This is a genomic window from Ramlibacter lithotrophicus (assembly GCF_012184415.1).
Classification (GTDB): Bacteria; Pseudomonadota; Gammaproteobacteria; order Burkholderiales; family Burkholderiaceae_C; genus Ramlibacter; species Ramlibacter lithotrophicus.
On record NZ_VTOX01000010.1, the window covers coordinates 106,978 to 122,715 of the forward strand.

Consider the following 15,738-nt stretch of genomic DNA (forward strand, 5'->3'; position numbering starts at 1 on the left):
CGCCATCGCCCGAGTTGCCGCGAGGCGCAGGAGATTGATGATGGAAACGAGTACCGGGCTGAGCCCGGCGCACTGGATGTATCTGGCCGGGGTGGGGGTCATCGTTCTGACGATGGTCTTGCGCGCCAATGTCGTCGTCCCTTCGATCGCGGGGACCTTCGTGGTGATTCTCGCCATGACCGGCAGTCCGGTCGCGGCCCTGGGCGGCATCTTCAATGCCAGCTTCATCGCGGCCAAGGAGCTGTTCAGCATCTTCCTGGTGATCGCGCTGATGACGGCGCTGCTCAACTCGCTCAAGGAACTGCGATCCGACGTGCGCATGGTGCAGCCGTTTCGCGGGGTCATGAAGAACGGGCACGTCTCGTACCTGGTGATCGCGCTGGTCACCTACGCGGTGTCCATCTTCTTCTGGCCGACGCCCGCGGTGCCGCTGGTGGCGGCCGTGCTGCTGCCGGCCGCGATCGCCTCGGGCCTGCCGCCGCTGGCCGGCGCCGTCGTGATCGCGCTGGCCGGCCAGGGCATGGCCTTGTCCTCGGACTACGTCATCGGCGTCGCCCCCGGCATCAGCGCCAAGGCCGCCGGCGCAGTGGCTTCCGTCGTCGCCGACCGCGGGCTGGTGCTGTCCCTGATCACCGGCGGGGTCGCCCTGGCCTGGGCCTATGCAGCGCTGCGCGGCAGCTTCGTGCCGGCCAGCCAGCACCTGCTGGACGACTGGCAGGCGCAGGCATCGCGCCAGCCCGCGCTCGACCCCGGCACGCCCCACCAGGGAACGGCCCACAAGGAGGAGCTGGCCCGCGGCACGAGCCGGGACGAGCCGCTCCTGACCAACGGCGACGTGCGCCGCGAGATTGCCGCCATCGACCCGTCGATGGTGCGCTGGTCGAAGCTGTTTGCGGTGTTGACGCCGGTAGCCTTCATCGCCGTCGTGCTGCTGATGGTGCTGCCGAAATTCGTGAGCGGCCTGCCGACGATCAAGGGCGGCGATGCCGCATCGCTCATCGGCGGGATGGCCGGCGTGCTGATGATCTTCGCGACCATGGCGATGCACGGCTCGCGCCGGATGCTCGAAGCCAGCGCCGACCACGTCACCGAAGGCTTCGTGTTCGCGTTCCGGGCGATGGGCTCGGTGCTGCCGATCGCCGGCTTTTTCTTCCTTGGCTCCAGCGAGACGGCCGCGGCGATCCTGGGCTTGCCCGTCGACAAGACGCCTTCGCTCCTGTTCGAGCTGGTCAGGAACGCGCAGGACTGGATTCCGGCCAGCAAGTTCTTCGTCGCCTACGGCATCCTGCTGGTCGGCATGATCACCGGCATCGACGGCTCCGGCTTCTCCGGCCTGCCGCTCACCGGCGCCCTCTCCGGCGCGCTGGCCCCCGCTTCCGGCGTGGACGCGGCGACGCTGGCCGCCATCGGCCAGATGGGCGCGGTGTGGACCGGCGGCGGCACGCTGATCGCCTGGTCGTCGCTGATCGCCGTCGCCGGATTCGCCCGCGTGCCGGTGCAGGACGCCGTGCGCGCGTTGACGCTTCCGGTGCTGGCGGGCCTGGCGATATCGACGTTTCTTGCCGTGGTCCTGTTCTGAAGCCAGGAGCAGGCGCAGCTTTATCAATTACAGGGAGAAAACTCATGAGTCACGGATCGCGGACGCGAGCCGTCGAAGAACTCGACAGCGTCGTCATCCGCTTCGTCGGCGATTCCGGCGACGGCATGCAGCTGACCGGCACCGGTTTTTCCATGGCCGTCGCCAAGGCGGGGCACGGTTTCACCACCCACCCTGACTATCCTTCGGAGATCCGCGCGCCGACCGGCACGCTGTTCGGTGTCTCGGGCTACCAGATCCAGTACGCGTCGGGCCAGGTGTTCACCTCGGGCGACGCGCCGGACGTGCTGGTCGCGATGAACCCGGCGGCCCTCAGGACGAACCTGCCGGACCTCAAGCGCGGCGGCACCGTCATTGCCAACACCGGCGCGTTCACCGGGCCAAACCTGAAGAAGGCGGGCTACGAAGCGAACCCGCTCGACAACGGCAGTTGCGACGGGTACCGGCTGTACAGGATCGACATCTCCGGCCTCACCGCCGCCGCGCTGGCGAATTCCGGTCTGTCGAAGAAGGACGTGGGGCGCTGCAAGAACTATTTCGCGCTGGGCCTCATGCTGTGCCTGTACAGCCGGCCGATGGAAGAGGAAGTCAGGGAGATCCGCGAGAAGTTCGAGAAGAAGCCCGAACTCGCCGAAGCCAACATTCTGGCGCTCAAGGCCGGCTTCGCCTACGCCGAATCGACCGAGATGTTCGCCGTGAGCTACCAGGTGCGCGAGTCCGCCGCGATCCCCGGCACCTACCGCAGCATCAGCGGCAACCAGGCGGCGGCGCTCGGCTTCGTCGCCGCTTCGGAACTGGCCTCGACGCCGCTGTTCCTCGGCTCCTACCCGATCACACCGGCCACCGACATCCTGCACGAGCTGTCGGCGCTCAAGCACTTCGACGTCACCACCTTCCAGGCTGAGGACGAGATCGCCGGCATCTGTTCGGCGATCGGCGCGGCCTACGGCGGCTCGCTGGGGCTGACCACCACGTCCGGACCCGGCATGGCGCTCAAGACCGAGGCGCTGGGCCTGGCCGTGATGCTGGAACTGCCGCTGGTGGTGGTGAACGTGCAGCGCGGCGGGCCGTCCACCGGCCTGCCGACCAAGATCGAGCAGTCCGACCTGCTGCAGGCGGTGTACGGGCGCAACGGCGAGTGCCCGGTGCCGGTGATCGCGGCGCGCTCGCCGGCGGACTGCTTCGATTGCGCGATCGAGGCATTCCGCATCGCCGTGAAGTACATGACGCCGGTGATCCTGCTGTCCGATGGCGGCATCGGCAACGCCGCCGAGCCGTGGCTGATCCCCGATGTGGCCGACCTGCCGCCGATCGACGTCAGGTACCGCACCGACGCCGCCGGCTTCCAGCCGTACGCGCGCGACGCGCACCTCGCCCGGCCCTGGGTCGTGCCCGGCACGCCGGGCATGGAGCACCGCATCGGCGGGCTGGAGAAGCACTTCCTCACCGGCGACATCTCGCACGACCCGCTCAACCACCAGAAGATGGTGGAGGTGCGTGCCGCCAAGGTCGAGGGCATCGCCGCCGGCCTGCCGCCGCTGCAGGCGGAAGGGCCGGTCACCGGCGACCTGCTGCTGGTCGGCTGGGGCAGCACCTACGGCGCCATCGCGCAGGCCTGCGAGCAGGCGCGGGCGCAAGGCATCCCGGTCGCGCACCTGCACCTGCGCCACGTCAATCCGCTGCCGGCGGACCTGGAGGCAGTGCTGCGCCGCTACCGGAACGTGCTGGCGCCGGAGCTGAACCTGGGCCAGCTGTCGAAGCTGCTGCGCGAGCGCTACCTGATCGACGTGAAGTCGCTGTCGAAGGTGCAAGGCAAGCCGTTCAAGGTGTCCGAGATTCTCGACCGGATCGTCGAACTGTCGAAGGGGGAAGTGAATGTTTAGGGAAGAAAACGGCGGCCTGGCCGCACCGGCGGCCGAAAGCGCGCCCGCGAGATGCCCGCTGACCAAGAAGGACTTCGAATCCGACCAGGACGTGCGCTGGTGCCCGGGCTGCGGCGACTACGTCGTGCTGGCGCAGGTGCAGAAGCTGCTGCCGACGCTGGGCATTCCGCGCGAGAACTTCGCGTTCGTCTCCGGGATCGGCTGCTCCAGCCGGTTTCCGTATTACATGCAGACCTACGGGATGCACAGCATCCACGGCCGGGCGCCGGCGATCGCCAGCGGCCTGAAGCTGGCCCGGCCCGAGCTGTCGGTGTGGGTCGTCACCGGCGACGGCGACGCGCTGGCGATCGGCGGCAACCACTTCATCCATGCCATGCGGCGCAACATGGACCTGAAGATCATCATGCTCAACAACCGGATCTACGGGCTGACCAAGGGCCAGTACTCGCCGACCTCGGAAGAGGGCAAGAAGACCAAGAGCACGCCGCTGGGCAGCATCGACCGCCCCTTCAACCCGGTCGCGCTGGCGCTGGGCGCCGGCGCCACCTTCGTCGCCCGCACCACCGACAGCGACCTGCCGCACCTGCAGGCGGTGCTGGCCCGCGCGGCCCGGCACCAGGGATCCGCCTTCGTGGAAGTGCTGCAGAACTGCGTCGTCTTCAACGACGGGGCCTACGAGTCGCTGGCCGACAAGGCGACGCGCGACAACGTGCGCGTGCTGCTGGAACACGGCCAGCCGCTGGTGTACGGCACGGCCCGCGATCGCGGCCTCCGGCTCGAGGGGCTGCAGGCCCAGACGGTGCCGCTCGGCGCAGCCGGCGCCGACGAAGCCGGCCTGCTGGTGCACGACGAGTCGACCGGGGACGGCGCACTGGCCTGCCTGCTCGCGCACCTCGGCGGCGAGGATTCGCCGCTGGCGCTGGGCGTGTTCCGCTCGATCCAGGCAGCGACCTACCAGCAGCGCAACGCCGACCAGGTGGCCGCCGCACGCCGGGCCAAGGGCCGCGGCGAGCTGGCCGCGCTGCTGCACGGCGGCGATACCTGGAACATCCAGCCACAGCAGTAACCGGCACTGCCGGCGCCGGCGCGTGATACACCGGATGGTGTATTGAAGCGGCGAGGCCGAAGAGCTACCGTCCGCCCTCTCGTCTGCCAGCCGGAGGTGCCGAAATGCGTCGTCTCGCCGTGATCGGCTCCCTGTCGCTGGTGCTGGCGGCGCCGCCCGCTTCCGCGGCCTCGCTGCCCGACCCGTCACCGCTGCCGCCAGGCCGGGGTGCGGCCCGCCTGGCCGATCGCGATGGCAACGGGATTTCCGACGGCCTGCAGGAGGCGATTGGCGCCGCTCGGCCCGGCGACCTGTTCCGCGTCGTGGTCACCGCGCGCGTGCCCGGCAGTGCCGCTGCGGCCCGGCAGGCGGTCGGCCCGTTCGCCTTGCACCGGGAGTTCAGGCTCATCCATGGCTTCGCCGGGACCATGACGGCGGCGCAGATCCGGGCCCTGGCGCAGCAGGTCGGCGTGTTCCGGGTCGAGGAGGACGCGGAGGTCCGCACGCAGATGGACGCGGCGCGACCCGACTTCGGGGTGGACGCCGCGCAAGCGAGCTTCGGCCTCACCGGGGCGGGCATCAGGGGGTGCATCGTCGATACCGGCGTGGACCCGAACCACGACCAGTTGAACCGCGCGGCCATCCCGTTCTTCGACGCGATCACCGGCGTCGCCGGCGGCACGGCGTACGACGACCAGGGCCACGGCACACACGTGGCGTCGACGGCCTTCGGCGACGGCACGGGAAGCACCGGCGCGGAACGCTACCGCGGCGTGGCGCCCGGCGTCACGATCCTCGCGGCCAAGGTGCTCGACGCGTCCGGCGGCGGCACCGAGTCCCAGGTGATTGCCGGCATCGAGTGGTGCGTGGAGCAAGGGGCGCACATCATTTCCATGAGCCTCGGCACCACGGCGCCTTCGGACGGCAGCGACGCGTTGAGCCTGGCTGCGGATGCCGCCGTGACCGGCTACGGCCGGATCGTGGTGGTCGCCGCCGGCAACTCGGGCGACCAGCCGGGGACGATAGGCGCGCCGGGCGCGGCCGCGCAGGCGATCACCGTGGGCGCCTGCGCCGACCGCTCGGCGCCCGCGACGGCACCGAACCACTCCGAGGGCATCTACCTGACGCCGTTTTCCAGCCGCGGGCCGACGCTCGGCGGCGCCGTCAAGCCGGACGTGTGTGCCCCGGGCCACAGCATCACGGCCGCCAAGGCCGGCACCGGCAACCTCTACGCGACGTACAGCGGCACCTCGATGGCGACGCCGTTCGTGGCCGGCACCATCGCGCTGGCCTTGCAGGCACGCTCGATGACGCCGTCGCAGGTGAAGCAGCTGATCGAGTCCACGGCCCAGGAGCGCGGCCCGGCCGGCAAGGACAACGACTGGGGCGCCGGGCTGCTGGACGCGTACGCCTTCGTTGCGGCCGCCAGCGGCGTCACGGGATACACACCGACCGCCTTCCCCGCGTACCGGCGGGTGGTCGGCACCGTCGGCAACTACGGGCTGTGGAGCAATGCCTTCACCCTGGGCCCGGCGGACCTCGCCACCCCGATCGGCGCCACCATCACGATCGACGGCCAGGTCAAGTGCTCCATGCTCCTGTTCGGGATCTGCTTCTCGGCCCAATGGGATCCCGACCTCGAGGCCAGGCTGGTCGACCCCAACGGCGTCGTGCTCGCGGAAAGCACCTGCCTGGCCGGCAACGAGTGCGGCGCCATGGGACGCCAGGAAACGGTCCATGCGATGCCGACCGTGGCCGGCACGTACACGATCCAGGTGTACCCGGCCGGCGACAGCGGCAACCAGGGCAAGGGCGGCAGCTTCCAGCTCGACCTGTCGACCGGCCCGGTCGGCGCCAGCACCAGCCCCGGCACCGCTGCGCCGGTGCATGTCGGCGGACTCGCCCCCAGCAGCACGGGCAACAAGACGGGGTGGAATGCCAAGGTCATGGTGACCCTGCACACGCTGCAAGCTGCCGGCGACCTGCCCTTCACGGCCGGGGCCACCGTCAGCGGCACCTGGAGCGGCGGCTACGCCGGCAACTCCTCCTGCGTGGCCTTCTCCGGCCAGAGCCAGTGCGAGGTGACCAGCGGAACCATCCCCAAACGCAAGACGTCGGCCACGTTCACCGTCACGAACATCACGGGCACGCTGAGCTACGACGCGGCGAGGAACCACCCAAACCCCGCGACCGTGACCGTCACCAAGCCGCAGTGACCGGCGCGACCCCGGACGTGCTCCGGCGCGCCGACGACGCGGCAGCCGCACGTGCGACTGCCATCGGCTGGCACGTCAGTGCTGCGTCACCGTCCCGCGCCAGGCGCCGGTCTCGACGCCGCGGCGCTCGATCAGTTCCTTGAACCGCTGCAGGTTGCCGCGGGTGGTGAGCTTCACCCCGCCCAGCGCCGCGCCGACCTTCTCCCCGGCGGTTTCCGGGTCGTAGTCCACCTGCAGCCGCACGCGCGTGCGGTTCGCGCCGATCGGCTCGAAGGTGACCGCCCCCGAGTTGCGCACGCCGCCGGTGCTGCGCCACGCGATGCGCTGGTCAGGCACCTGCTCGGTGATCTCGGCGTCCCATTCCTTTTCCTTGCCGGCCACGACGGCGCGCCAGTGCAGGTGCGTGTCGTCGACCTGCCGCACCTCCTGCACGCTGGCCATGAAGCGCGGGAATTCCTCGAACTGCGTCCACTGGTTGTAGGCCGTGCTGACGGGCACCTCGACCTCGATCGAATCGTGGGTGGTCGACCCGGCGTGGCCATTGGCCTTGCGGATCTTCGCCGTCAGCAACATGCCGCCGATCGCCAGCGCGGCAACGGTCGCGAGCGCACCCGGCCGGCGCGCGTGGTCGACCGCATGCTCCATCAGCAGCACGGGCTGCGCCGGCTGCCGCGCGTGCAACTGCCTGGCCAGCAGCAGCGTTCCGCCGGCGGCAAGCGCGGCCGCGGCGGCGATGGTTCCTGTTTCCTGTCTTTGCATGAGTTCCCCTTGTCTGGACATGAACGGCGGACTGCCGTGGACCACCGATCATCACCAGCGGCCGGCCCATGCGGGGCAACAGAGTGAAACGTGAAGCTCAGCCCTGCGGCTGGTCAGGCCACCGCTTCCGCGGCCCGCGGCGCGTGGCGCGACGTGGCTGCCGCCCCCGGGCAAACACCCCAGTGAGGCCGGCGGCTTCGACCCGTTGGCGGATGGCGGCGACATCGATGCTGTACGAGCCGCGCTCCTTCATCCGCTCGAAGTACACCGAGCCGGAGAAAGTGAACTTCAGGCCCAGGCCTTTCTCGGTCTGCATCTGCTCGCGCACGTGCGAGATCGCGTCGCCGATCGCCAGCGTTCCAGGCAGGACCAGCGGCGGCTCGCCTGCGGCCCGGCGGGCGGCGTTGTGGCCGGCGAGCACGCCGGTGACCACGGCTTCGGTGTGGCCCACCAGCAGGCCGGCCTTCTCGCCGGCGCAGAACAGGTTGTCGACGCCGTCCACCTTGAGCGCATCGTCGCGCGGCGCCATGCCGAGAAAGCGGATCGAATTGCCGACGCCCCCCGCATACGGATCCTCGAAACGCGCGTTCTCGAAGCCTGGCACCTTGCGCAGTTCGCCCTGCGGGAAGTAAGGCGTCATCAGCTTGGCATGGCCGGTGTTGAGCAGGACGATGTTCTCCTGGTACTCGGGCAGCGCGTACTGCTGGCAGGCCTTGATCTCGAGCTTCTCGCTGCCGGCGTCGCCCGTCCTCGGGATCGGCACGACGACCACGCCCGTGCGATTGAGCTGCTCGGCGATCTCCGGCGCCAGCGACTCCTTGTGCAACTTGCACGAGCCGCTCATGGCGCCGAACTGGTCCAGCTTGTGGCCGTCGATCTCCTTGACGCCGCAGCGCGCGGCGACGCCAACCCGGATGCCGAAAGTGTGGCAGCGCAGGATGCACATGGCGCAGCCGTTGCCGTGCCTGGTGCAGATGTTGGGGACGCCGGCCGTGCCGGTGGTCTCGACGAACGCGTCCGCCTCGAAGCGCAGGTCGCCTTCGTTCTTCTTCGTCCTCACGGCCACGATGCGGCGGCCGTCCAGTTCCACGTCGGTGATGCGGACCTGGTAGCGCACGTCGACGCCGGCGGCGGCCAGCGCGCGCTGCACCTGCGGCTCGATGGTGGAGATGTTGTATAGCGACGCGTGCCTGTGCCCCGGAAACTCGATGTCGCGGTGCAAGGCGCAGGCGTCCATGGCGTGGAACATCTCGCCGCCGCCCATGGCGATCATCTCCTCGGTGGCCGTGAAGCGGCCGTTGTTGCGGAAGATGCCGCCGACCAGGCCGGTGCCCAGCAGCGCGTCGGTGCGTTCGAGCAGCGTGACCTGGGCGCCTTGCCGCGCGGCCGAGACGGCCGCCGCGCAGCCGGACCAGCCCCCGCCGATGACGATGACCTTCACGAAATGTCTCCTGTTGCGTTTCTGCGGCAGCAGCTGCAGTCGATGGGTTGGTTCATGCCTGATTCCGCGCGGCGGGCCGCTGGCGGTGCCGCGAACTCCGGCCGCGCGCATTGCCGCACTCTAGAAAGCTTGCCTGCCAGAGTAAAGCTGCAAAATGACGATCCGCCGGGAAAATTCTTGCGAATCGACGTAAGGAGCCGTCGATTCGATCGAATTCCTCCCAGACCGATTCGTTTGTTTGACGTACGTCAGAGGCAACCCATGCAGCGCGTTTTCCAGCTTGACGACATGGACCGCAGGCTCCTCGCCCTGCTGCGCGAGGACGCCCGCACGCCCACGGCCGCCCTCGCCCGGGCGCTCCAGGTCGCCCGCATGACGGTGGTGGAGCGGCTCAAGCGCCTGGAGAAGGCCGGCATCGTGGCCGGCTACACCGTGCGCCTCAGCGAAGACGCGCTGCGCGGTCGCATGAAGGTCCACGCGCTGCTCCGGGCGGACCCGAAGCGCGGCGAAGCCGTGGTGCAGGCGCTGCACGCCATCTCCCAGGTGCGTGCCGTGTTCGCCATCAGCGGCATCTTCGACTACATGGCGCTGATCGAGGCGGAGACCACCGGCGAAATCGATGTCGTGCTCGACGCGATCGGCTCGATCGACGGCGTCGAGGGCACGCAGAGCGCGATCGTGCTGTCGACGAAGTTCGACCGGCACTGACGCGGGGTCAGGATGGCGCCGCGTTCCGGCGCGCCGCCGAATCCAGTGCCGCGCACAACATGTCCACGAACGCGGTGACGCGGCGCGACTTCTGGTGCCGCTGCGGATAGACCGCATAGATGTCCGCCGGCGGCGTTGCGTAGTTCTCCAGCACCGGGCGCAGCCGCCCGCTGCGCAGGTACTTGGCGATGTCCCACTCCGCGCGCATCAGGATGCCGTGGCCGTCCAGCGCCCACGCCACCGCGATGTCGCCGTCGTTGGTGCTGAGCGAGCCGGTGACCTTGACCGCCTCGCTGCGGCGCCCCGAGGTCAGCCGCCACAACCCGTACGCCTCGTCGCCGTGGTGGATGCTGATGCAGTTGTGGCGCCCGAGGTCGGCCGGGGTGCGCGGGGTGCCGTGCCGCGCGAGGTAGGCCGGCGCGGCGCAGAGCAGCCTCCGGTTGGCGGCCACCTTGCGCGCGATGATGCGCGCGTCGGGCGGTTCGCCGAAGCGCACGCAGACGTCGAACTCGTCCTCGGACAGCGGCGGCGGCGTCACCGACAGGTGGAACTGCACCTGCACCTGCGGATACGCCTTGCAGAATTTCGAGATCACCGGCGCCACATGGCTGCGCCCGAAGCCCAGCGTCGCGTTCACCCGCAGCAGGCCACGCGGCTGCCCCGTCGAGCGGCTCAGGTGCTGCTCCAGGTCGTCGATGTCGGCCAGGATGCGCTTGGCCTCGGTGAGGTACTCCTCCCCTTCCGGCGTCAGCCCGATGCGCCGGGTCGTGCGATTGAGCAATTGCACGCCCAGGCGCGATTCGAGGAGTGCCAGGCGCCGGCTCACCGCCGGCGTCGTGAGCCCCAGTTCACGGGCGGCGGCCGACAGGCTGCCGCAGCGGATCAGGACATGGAAGAAGGCCATCTCCGCGGAGGCGTTGGCGATCGCTGTCATTGTGAAATCCAGTTGAAGAATGATGTCAGGGCGGACGCAATTATTCAGCCGGATGGAGACGTACAGTTTTCCGACGGGCTGCGGGCTGCAGCCTGCCCACGAGGAGACACCAGTGAACCGTTCGCCCAAATTCCTGTCGCGCCGCGGCCTCATGCTCGCGCTGGCCGCGCTGCCGCTCCTGGCTCACGCCCAGGCCTATCCGTCCAAACCGGTCACCCTGGTGGTCGGGTACGCCCCCGGCGGCACCACGGACATCGTCGCCCGCATGGCGGCGCAGTCGCTGAGCACCGCCACCGGCAAGACCTTCATCGTCGAGAACAAGGGCGGCGGCAGCACCACCATCGCGACCGGCCACGTCGCCAAGGCGGCGCCGGACGGCTACACGCTGCTGGCCAACGAGATGACGCAGACGATCGTGCCGTCGCTCTTTCCCAAGCTGCCGTTCGACCCGATCAGGGACCTGGCGCCGGTCACCGTCTTTGCCGAGGCGCCGTACGTGCTGGTCGTCAATTCCAACGTCCCGGCGAAGAACCTGCGCGAACTGGTGGCCCTGGCCAAGGCGCAGCCCGGCAAATTGAACTTCGCCTCCGGCGGCGCCGGCAGCGGCCCGCACATCGCCGGTGAACTGCTCAAGAGCGTGGCCGGCATCGAGATGACCCACGTGGCCTACAAGGGCTCCGGCCCCGCGGTGCAGGACCTGCTGGGCGGGCAGGTGGAAGTGCTGATCACCGCCGCGCCGACGGTCGCGGCGCAGATGGCTTCGGGCCGCATGCGTCCGCTGGCCGTCGCGCACACGAAGCGCCTGTCGTCGCTGCCCAACGTGCCCACGGCTGCCGAAGCGGGCTTCCCCGAGTTCCGCATCGCCAACTGGTTCGGCCTGGCGGCGCCGAAAGGCACGTCGCCCGAGGTCGTCGGCTACCTGCATGCCGAGGTGCAGAAGATGATCAAGCGGCCCGACGTGCGCGAGAAGCTGCTGGCCGCGGGCGCCGAGCCGGTGTCCATGACGCCGGCCGAAGCGACGCGCCACCTCGAGACCGAAGCGCAGCGCTGGGGCGCCCTGATCCAGAAGGCGCAGATCAAGGTGGACTGACACCACCGTTCGCGAAAGAGAAGATGAAGATCACGAAAATCGAGCCCCTGCACGTGGGGCAGTTCATGTACGCCCGGGTGACCACCGACGAGGGCATCGTCGGCTACGGCGAGGCCGGAACCTGGGGCCACATCGAGGCGGCCGGGGCCTGCATCCGGCGCTTCGCCGAGTACCTCGAAGGCAAGGAAGCCTTCGCGATCGAGCATCACTGGAACGTGATGCACCGCTTCAGCTACTTCACCGGGCTGGCGGAGAACGCCGCGATCTCGGCGATCGACATCGCGCTGTGGGACATCAAGGGCAAGGCCCTGAACGTGCCGATCTACGAGCTGCTCGGCGGCGCGGCGCGGACCAGGGCGCGCATCTACGGCCACATCTACGAGCACAGCATCGAGAAGATGCTGGTCGAATGCCAGGCCAAGATGGAGGCCGGCTTCAACGCCTTTGGCCACCTCAACCCATTCCTGGACGAAGGCAACGACAAGGTCTATTTCAAGACGCACATCAAGAAGATGCGCGACGCGATCGACAACACCCGCCGCATGCGCGAGGTGGTGGGCGACCGGGTGGACCTGCTGATCGAGATCCACCGCCGGCTCACGCCGGCCGAGGCGATCACGTTCGCGCGCGGCATCGAGGACACGCATCCGATGTTCATCGAGGACCCGATCCGCCCTGAAGGCCCGGACGGAATGGCGCGGGTGGCCGAGAAGATCGGCATTCCGATCGCCACCGGCGAGCGCTTCGCCAACATCTACGAGTTCCAGACCCTGATGGCGCGCGGCGGCGTCGAGTTCGCGCGGGTCGACCTGTGCCTGTGCGGCGGCATCACCGGCGCGAAGAAGGTGGCCGCCATTGCCGAGGCGCACCACGTCCAGGTGGTGCCGCACAACCCGCTCTCTCCGATCGGCCTGGCCGCCTGCCTGCAGCTGGCCGCCGCGATCCCCAACTTCGCGATCCAGGAATACGCCACCGGCTTCGAGGCCGGCATCTTCGAGTCGCGGCCCGAACACCTGGGCAGCAACGTGGTCGACAAGGTGCCGCTGCCCGACAACGGCTTCGTGGACATTCCCTCGGGCCCCGGCCTGGGCATGAACGTGCTGCCCGACGCGCAGAAGATCCGGCCGCCGCTGGTCAAGCCGATCTCCATGCGGCCGCACTTCGACGGGTTCGTGGTCGACCAGTAAGCGGCGAGAGCCCCCGCCCTGCCCTCCCCCAGAGGGGGAGGGAGAAATTCCCCCTCGCAGGCTTAGCGCGCCGCCTGCGCCGCCTTCCACGCGGCCAGCACGGCCTGCTCGCGCTGCGGGGCGAGGCCGGCGCGCAATGCGGCGCGGCGCTCCGCCGGAAGCCCGTCGAACCAGGCCAGTGTGTCGCGCACGGTCTGAGCCAGCGGCCGGAACGTGAGTCCGGCGCCCAGCGCGCGGCCGATGTCGGCGCGCATCATGCCCGCCATGGCGCCGTCCGCCGGCACCCAGGCCGGCAGGTCGGTCCATTCGGCGACCTGCTGGGCCGCCAGGAATTCCGCCGGCACCCAGGTGAACGTCGCGTCCGCGCCGATCGCGTCGCGGCAGGTCTCCAGTAGCGCGCCGAACGAGAGCCCCGGGTGCGGCCCGGTGGCGTTGAACACGCCGGCCGCGCCCTGCTCCGCCAGGCGGACGATCCACTCGCCCAGGTCGCGCGCGTCGATCACCTGCACCGGGTCGTGGGGCGAGCCCGGCGCCAGCACTTCGCCGCCGCGGCGCACGCGCACGGGCCAGTACGTGAAGCGGTCGCTCGCATCGCCGGGACCGACGATCAGGCCGGGACGCACGATCGCCGCCGCGGCGGGAAAGCGCCGCTGCACCTCGCGCTCCGACGCGGCCTTGAGCGGGCCGTACAGCTCGAAGCCGGAGGCGCGCAGCGAGTCCATGGTTTCGGCGTACGGATCGGATCCGGCATACGGCGACAGCGGGTCGTCCTCGGCGACTGGCCGGCCCAGGTCGGCATAGACCGAGATCGTCGACACGAAGATGTAGCGCCCGACCTTGCCGGCGAGCCGCTGCGTCGCGTCGCGCGCCCAGGCGGGCAGCGTCGTCGGGTTGTCGATGCAGACGTCCCAGGTGCGTCCCTCCAGCGCCGACAGGTCGCCCGCCGCCCGGTCTCCCTGCAGTTGCTCGACGCCGGCCAGGTCCGGCGGCAGGGGCGTGCGGCCGCGGTTGAACAGGGTGACCGAATGGCCCCGCGCCAGCGCGTACCGGACCTGGTGCGGGCCGGTGAGGCCGGCGCCGCCGAGTATGAGGATTCGCATCACCCGAGTCTCAGGCGCCTTCGAAATCGCACAAGGCGAACACCTTCTGGCCGCGCGCCTCGAGCCGCTGCCGGCCGCCGAGCTCCGGCAGATCGATCACGAAGCAGCATTCGACGATGGAGCCGCCCATGGACTCGATCAGCGCCACTGCGGCTTCGGCGGTTCCGCCCGTGGCGATCAGGTCGTCCACCAGCAGGACCCGGTCCCCCTTGTCGATGGCGTCGAGGTGGATCTCGATGCGGTCGGTCCCGTATTCGAGCTCGTAGTCGTGGCCTTTCGTGGGGCCTGGCAGCTTGCCCTTCTTGCGGATCGGCACGAAACCCAGACCGAGCTGGTACGCGAGCGCCGCGCCGATGATGAAGCCGCGCGACTCGATCGCGGCGATCCTGTCGATCCTCACGCCCGTGTAACGATGCACGAACTCGTTGATGGTGACCCGGAACCCGACCGGGTCCTTGAGGAGCGTGGTGATGTCCCGGAACATCACTCCCTGCCTGGGATAGTGCGGGATGGTGCGAATGCGCGACTTGATGGTCATGACTGGGGCAAAGGTCTGGCCGCCGCCGGCGGCGCTTCTCGAGCAGCCTCCCAGCATAAGCTCACTCGCGCCGCCGCCTCCGGATAGCCGAGTGCGGCCCCCAGCCACTTGCGCACTCGGGCTGCCCTCGCCCGGCGCGAATGAGGGCTCGGCCTACACCCCCGGTCGCGCCGCCTCCCTATGCTCGCTGGACGCTTTTGACAAGGAGAGCCTCATGAACGAAGCCAGCCGCGACAAGCCCGACCGGATCGACCTGAACGACAAGGCCAGGTGCGAGCAGTGGGTCCGCAAGCTGAACATCACCCACGAGCAGCTGCGCGAGGCCGTGGGGGCCGTGGGCGACAACGCCAGCGACGTGGAAATGCACCTCAAGGGCTCCCGCGCCACGACCAACGACGAGAAGGTGGAAAAGGCGCCGCGTCAGGAGCGGCCTTCCTGAAGGCGCGCGGCCGCGCCGGCCGCGGGCCAGGCATGGCTTCCGGCGCCCCGCGCCTCGCGGCTCAGACGGTGCGCGCCAGCGCCTCGAAGAACAGCTCGGACTGCAGGCGCTCGCCCATGGTCTGCTCGCAGACACGGCGCGCGAGCGCCGGATCGGCCTGGCGCAGCGGCAGGCCGGTGGATCGGGCCAGCACTTCGTGGGTGCAGGCGCGCTCCAGGTAGTACAGGTCGTCGTACGCGTGGTCGATGCGGGCGCCGCACACGATCACGCCGTGGTTGCCGAGGAACGCCACGTCCCGGCCCTGCATCGCCCTCGCTATGCGCTCGCCCTCGCCGGAGTCGAGCGCGAGACCGTTGTAGGTGCGATCGACCGCCACGCGTTCGTGGAACCGCATCGCGTTCTGCGACAGCGTCGTGTCGAGCGCGCCTTGACCGGTCAGCGCCAGCGCGGTGGCATACGGCATGTGCGTGTGCAGGACGCAGGCCTGGCGGCACAGGCGGTGGACGGCCGCGTGGATGAACATCGCCGTCGGCTCCACCGGATGGCGGCCCGCGAGTTGCCGCCCCTGCGCGTCGACCATCACGACGTCGTCGGCCTGCACCTCGCTCCACAGCAAGCCGCGCGGATTGAGCAGGAAGCGCCCGGATGCGTCGGGCAGCTCGATGCTGAAGTGGTTGCAGACGCCCTCGGCCAGGCCATGGTGCGCGGCGGCGCGCAGGGCGACCGCCAGTCCGGTACGCAGCCGGGCCACATCGGATGAGTCGAACTCTTGCATTGGCGGACGATATACCGGCGGGACCC

At 69.7% G+C, this 15,738-nt stretch carries 14 protein-coding genes; 8 read left to right on the forward strand and 6 right to left on the reverse strand.

The features are described from left to right. Positions 1 to 40 precede the first annotated feature (40 nt). The 4 genes from RAMLITH_RS21560 (at position 41) to RAMLITH_RS21575 (ending at position 6,741) form a co-directional block, all read left to right on the forward strand. Positions 41 to 1,579, forward strand: a complete 1,539-nt coding sequence (locus RAMLITH_RS21560) for a hypothetical protein (protein ID WP_168109505.1) — start codon at positions 41 to 43, stop codon at positions 1,577 to 1,579. Positions 1,580 to 1,623: 44 nt separating this feature from the next. Continuing rightward, positions 1,624 to 3,480, forward strand: coding sequence for a 2-oxoacid:acceptor oxidoreductase subunit alpha (locus tag RAMLITH_RS21565; RefSeq protein WP_168109506.1), 1,857 nt, complete (start codon positions 1,624 to 1,626; stop codon positions 3,478 to 3,480). Continuing rightward, positions 3,473 to 4,546 (forward strand): 2-oxoacid:ferredoxin oxidoreductase subunit beta, encoded by a 1,074-nt coding sequence (locus RAMLITH_RS21570; protein WP_168109507.1) that lies wholly within the window; start codon positions 3,473 to 3,475, stop codon positions 4,544 to 4,546. The genes RAMLITH_RS21565 and RAMLITH_RS21570 overlap by 8 nt, the downstream gene beginning before the upstream one ends. Before the next feature lie 104 nt (positions 4,547 to 4,650). After that, positions 4,651 to 6,741, forward strand: a complete 2,091-nt coding sequence (locus tag RAMLITH_RS21575) for a S8 family serine peptidase (protein ID WP_168109508.1) — start codon at positions 4,651 to 4,653, stop codon at positions 6,739 to 6,741. 75 nt (positions 6,742 to 6,816) lie between these two features. Here the strand turns inward: RAMLITH_RS21575 and RAMLITH_RS21580 are convergent, their stop codons facing one another. Both RAMLITH_RS21580 and RAMLITH_RS21585 read right to left on the reverse strand, forming a co-directional pair. After that, a complete protein-coding gene (locus RAMLITH_RS21580) occupies positions 6,817 to 7,500 on the reverse strand; it encodes an SRPBCC family protein (protein WP_238344316.1) in 684 nt (227 codons plus the stop codon). A gap of 97 nt (positions 7,501 to 7,597) precedes the next feature. Continuing rightward, positions 7,598 to 9,052, reverse strand: a complete 1,455-nt coding sequence (locus tag RAMLITH_RS21585) for an FAD-dependent oxidoreductase (RefSeq protein WP_168109509.1) — start codon at positions 9,050 to 9,052, stop codon at positions 7,598 to 7,600. Positions 9,053 to 9,229: 177 nt separating this feature from the next. Between RAMLITH_RS21585 and RAMLITH_RS21590 the strand changes: the two genes are divergently transcribed. Further along, positions 9,230 to 9,649 carry an Lrp/AsnC family transcriptional regulator gene (locus tag RAMLITH_RS21590; protein WP_202883316.1) on the forward strand — a complete coding sequence of 140 codons (420 nt, stop codon included), beginning with the start codon at positions 9,230 to 9,232 and terminating at the stop codon, positions 9,647 to 9,649. A 7-nt stretch (positions 9,650 to 9,656) separates the two neighbouring features. On the opposite strand, the gene RAMLITH_RS21595 is transcribed toward RAMLITH_RS21590, so the two are convergent. Continuing rightward, the gene (locus RAMLITH_RS21595) at positions 9,657 to 10,583 is read right to left on the reverse strand and encodes a LysR family transcriptional regulator (protein WP_168109511.1); all 927 of its coding nucleotides are present in this window, start codon (positions 10,581 to 10,583) and stop codon (positions 9,657 to 9,659) included. Positions 10,584 to 10,695: 112 nt separating this feature from the next. Between RAMLITH_RS21595 and RAMLITH_RS21600 the strand changes: the two genes are divergently transcribed. Together RAMLITH_RS21600 and RAMLITH_RS21605 are read left to right on the forward strand one after the other, a co-directional pair. Beyond that, complete coding sequence (locus RAMLITH_RS21600) at positions 10,696 to 11,673, forward strand: Bug family tripartite tricarboxylate transporter substrate binding protein (protein WP_337786190.1); 978 nt, start codon at positions 10,696 to 10,698, stop codon at positions 11,671 to 11,673. Positions 11,674 to 11,696: 23 nt separating this feature from the next. After that, entirely contained in the window at positions 11,697 to 12,860 is a 1,164-nt protein-coding gene (locus tag RAMLITH_RS21605) for a mandelate racemase/muconate lactonizing enzyme family protein (RefSeq protein WP_168109513.1), read from the forward strand. A gap of 62 nt (positions 12,861 to 12,922) precedes the next feature. On the opposite strand, the gene RAMLITH_RS21610 is transcribed toward RAMLITH_RS21605, so the two are convergent. Together RAMLITH_RS21610 and RAMLITH_RS21615 are read right to left on the reverse strand one after the other, a co-directional pair. Then, positions 12,923 to 13,960, reverse strand: a complete 1,038-nt coding sequence (locus RAMLITH_RS21610) for a Rossmann-fold NAD(P)-binding domain-containing protein (protein WP_168109514.1) — start codon at positions 13,958 to 13,960, stop codon at positions 12,923 to 12,925. A gap of 10 nt (positions 13,961 to 13,970) precedes the next feature. After that, the gene (locus RAMLITH_RS21615) at positions 13,971 to 14,498 is read right to left on the reverse strand and encodes an adenine phosphoribosyltransferase (protein ID WP_168109515.1); all 528 of its coding nucleotides are present in this window, start codon (positions 14,496 to 14,498) and stop codon (positions 13,971 to 13,973) included. A gap of 214 nt (positions 14,499 to 14,712) precedes the next feature. On the opposite strand from RAMLITH_RS21615, the gene RAMLITH_RS21620 reads away from it, so the two are divergent. Next, positions 14,713 to 14,937, forward strand: coding sequence for a DUF3606 domain-containing protein (locus tag RAMLITH_RS21620; protein ID WP_168109516.1), 225 nt, complete (start codon positions 14,713 to 14,715; stop codon positions 14,935 to 14,937). Positions 14,938 to 14,998: 61 nt separating this feature from the next. On the opposite strand, the gene RAMLITH_RS21625 is transcribed toward RAMLITH_RS21620, so the two are convergent. Next, entirely contained in the window at positions 14,999 to 15,712 is a 714-nt protein-coding gene (locus RAMLITH_RS21625) for an aldolase (protein ID WP_168109517.1), read from the reverse strand. Between the last annotated feature and the right edge of the window lie 26 nt (positions 15,713 to 15,738).

Excerpts from the sequence above, each read along its gene's own strand:
- RAMLITH_RS21560 (WP_168109505.1), top strand. The coding sequence starts at position 41 with ATGGAAACGAGTACCGGGCTGAGCCCGGCGCACTGGATGTATCTGGCC.
- RAMLITH_RS21565 (WP_168109506.1), top strand. The coding sequence starts at position 1,624 with ATGAGTCACGGATCGCGGACGCGAGCCGTCGAAGAACTCGACAGCGTC.
- RAMLITH_RS21570 (WP_168109507.1), top strand. The coding sequence starts at position 3,473 with ATGTTTAGGGAAGAAAACGGCGGCCTGGCCGCACCGGCGGCCGAAAGC.
- RAMLITH_RS21575 (WP_168109508.1), top strand. The coding sequence starts at position 4,651 with ATGCGTCGTCTCGCCGTGATCGGCTCCCTGTCGCTGGTGCTGGCGGCG.
- RAMLITH_RS21580 (WP_238344316.1), bottom strand. The coding sequence starts at position 7,500 with ATGCAAAGACAGGAAACAGGAACCATCGCCGCCGCGGCCGCGCTTGCC.
- RAMLITH_RS21585 (WP_168109509.1), bottom strand. The coding sequence starts at position 9,052 with ATGCGCGCGGCCGGAGTTCGCGGCACCGCCAGCGGCCCGCCGCGCGGA.
- RAMLITH_RS21590 (WP_202883316.1), top strand. The coding sequence starts at position 9,230 with ATGGACCGCAGGCTCCTCGCCCTGCTGCGCGAGGACGCCCGCACGCCC.
- RAMLITH_RS21595 (WP_168109511.1), bottom strand. The coding sequence starts at position 10,583 with ATGACAGCGATCGCCAACGCCTCCGCGGAGATGGCCTTCTTCCATGTC.
- RAMLITH_RS21605 (WP_168109513.1), top strand. The coding sequence starts at position 11,697 with ATGAAGATCACGAAAATCGAGCCCCTGCACGTGGGGCAGTTCATGTAC.
- RAMLITH_RS21610 (WP_168109514.1), bottom strand. The coding sequence starts at position 13,960 with ATGCGAATCCTCATACTCGGCGGCGCCGGCCTCACCGGCCCGCACCAG.
- RAMLITH_RS21615 (WP_168109515.1), bottom strand. The coding sequence starts at position 14,498 with ATGACCATCAAGTCGCGCATTCGCACCATCCCGCACTATCCCAGGCAG.
- RAMLITH_RS21620 (WP_168109516.1), top strand. The coding sequence starts at position 14,713 with ATGAACGAAGCCAGCCGCGACAAGCCCGACCGGATCGACCTGAACGAC.
- RAMLITH_RS21625 (WP_168109517.1), bottom strand. The coding sequence starts at position 15,712 with ATGCAAGAGTTCGACTCATCCGATGTGGCCCGGCTGCGTACCGGACTG.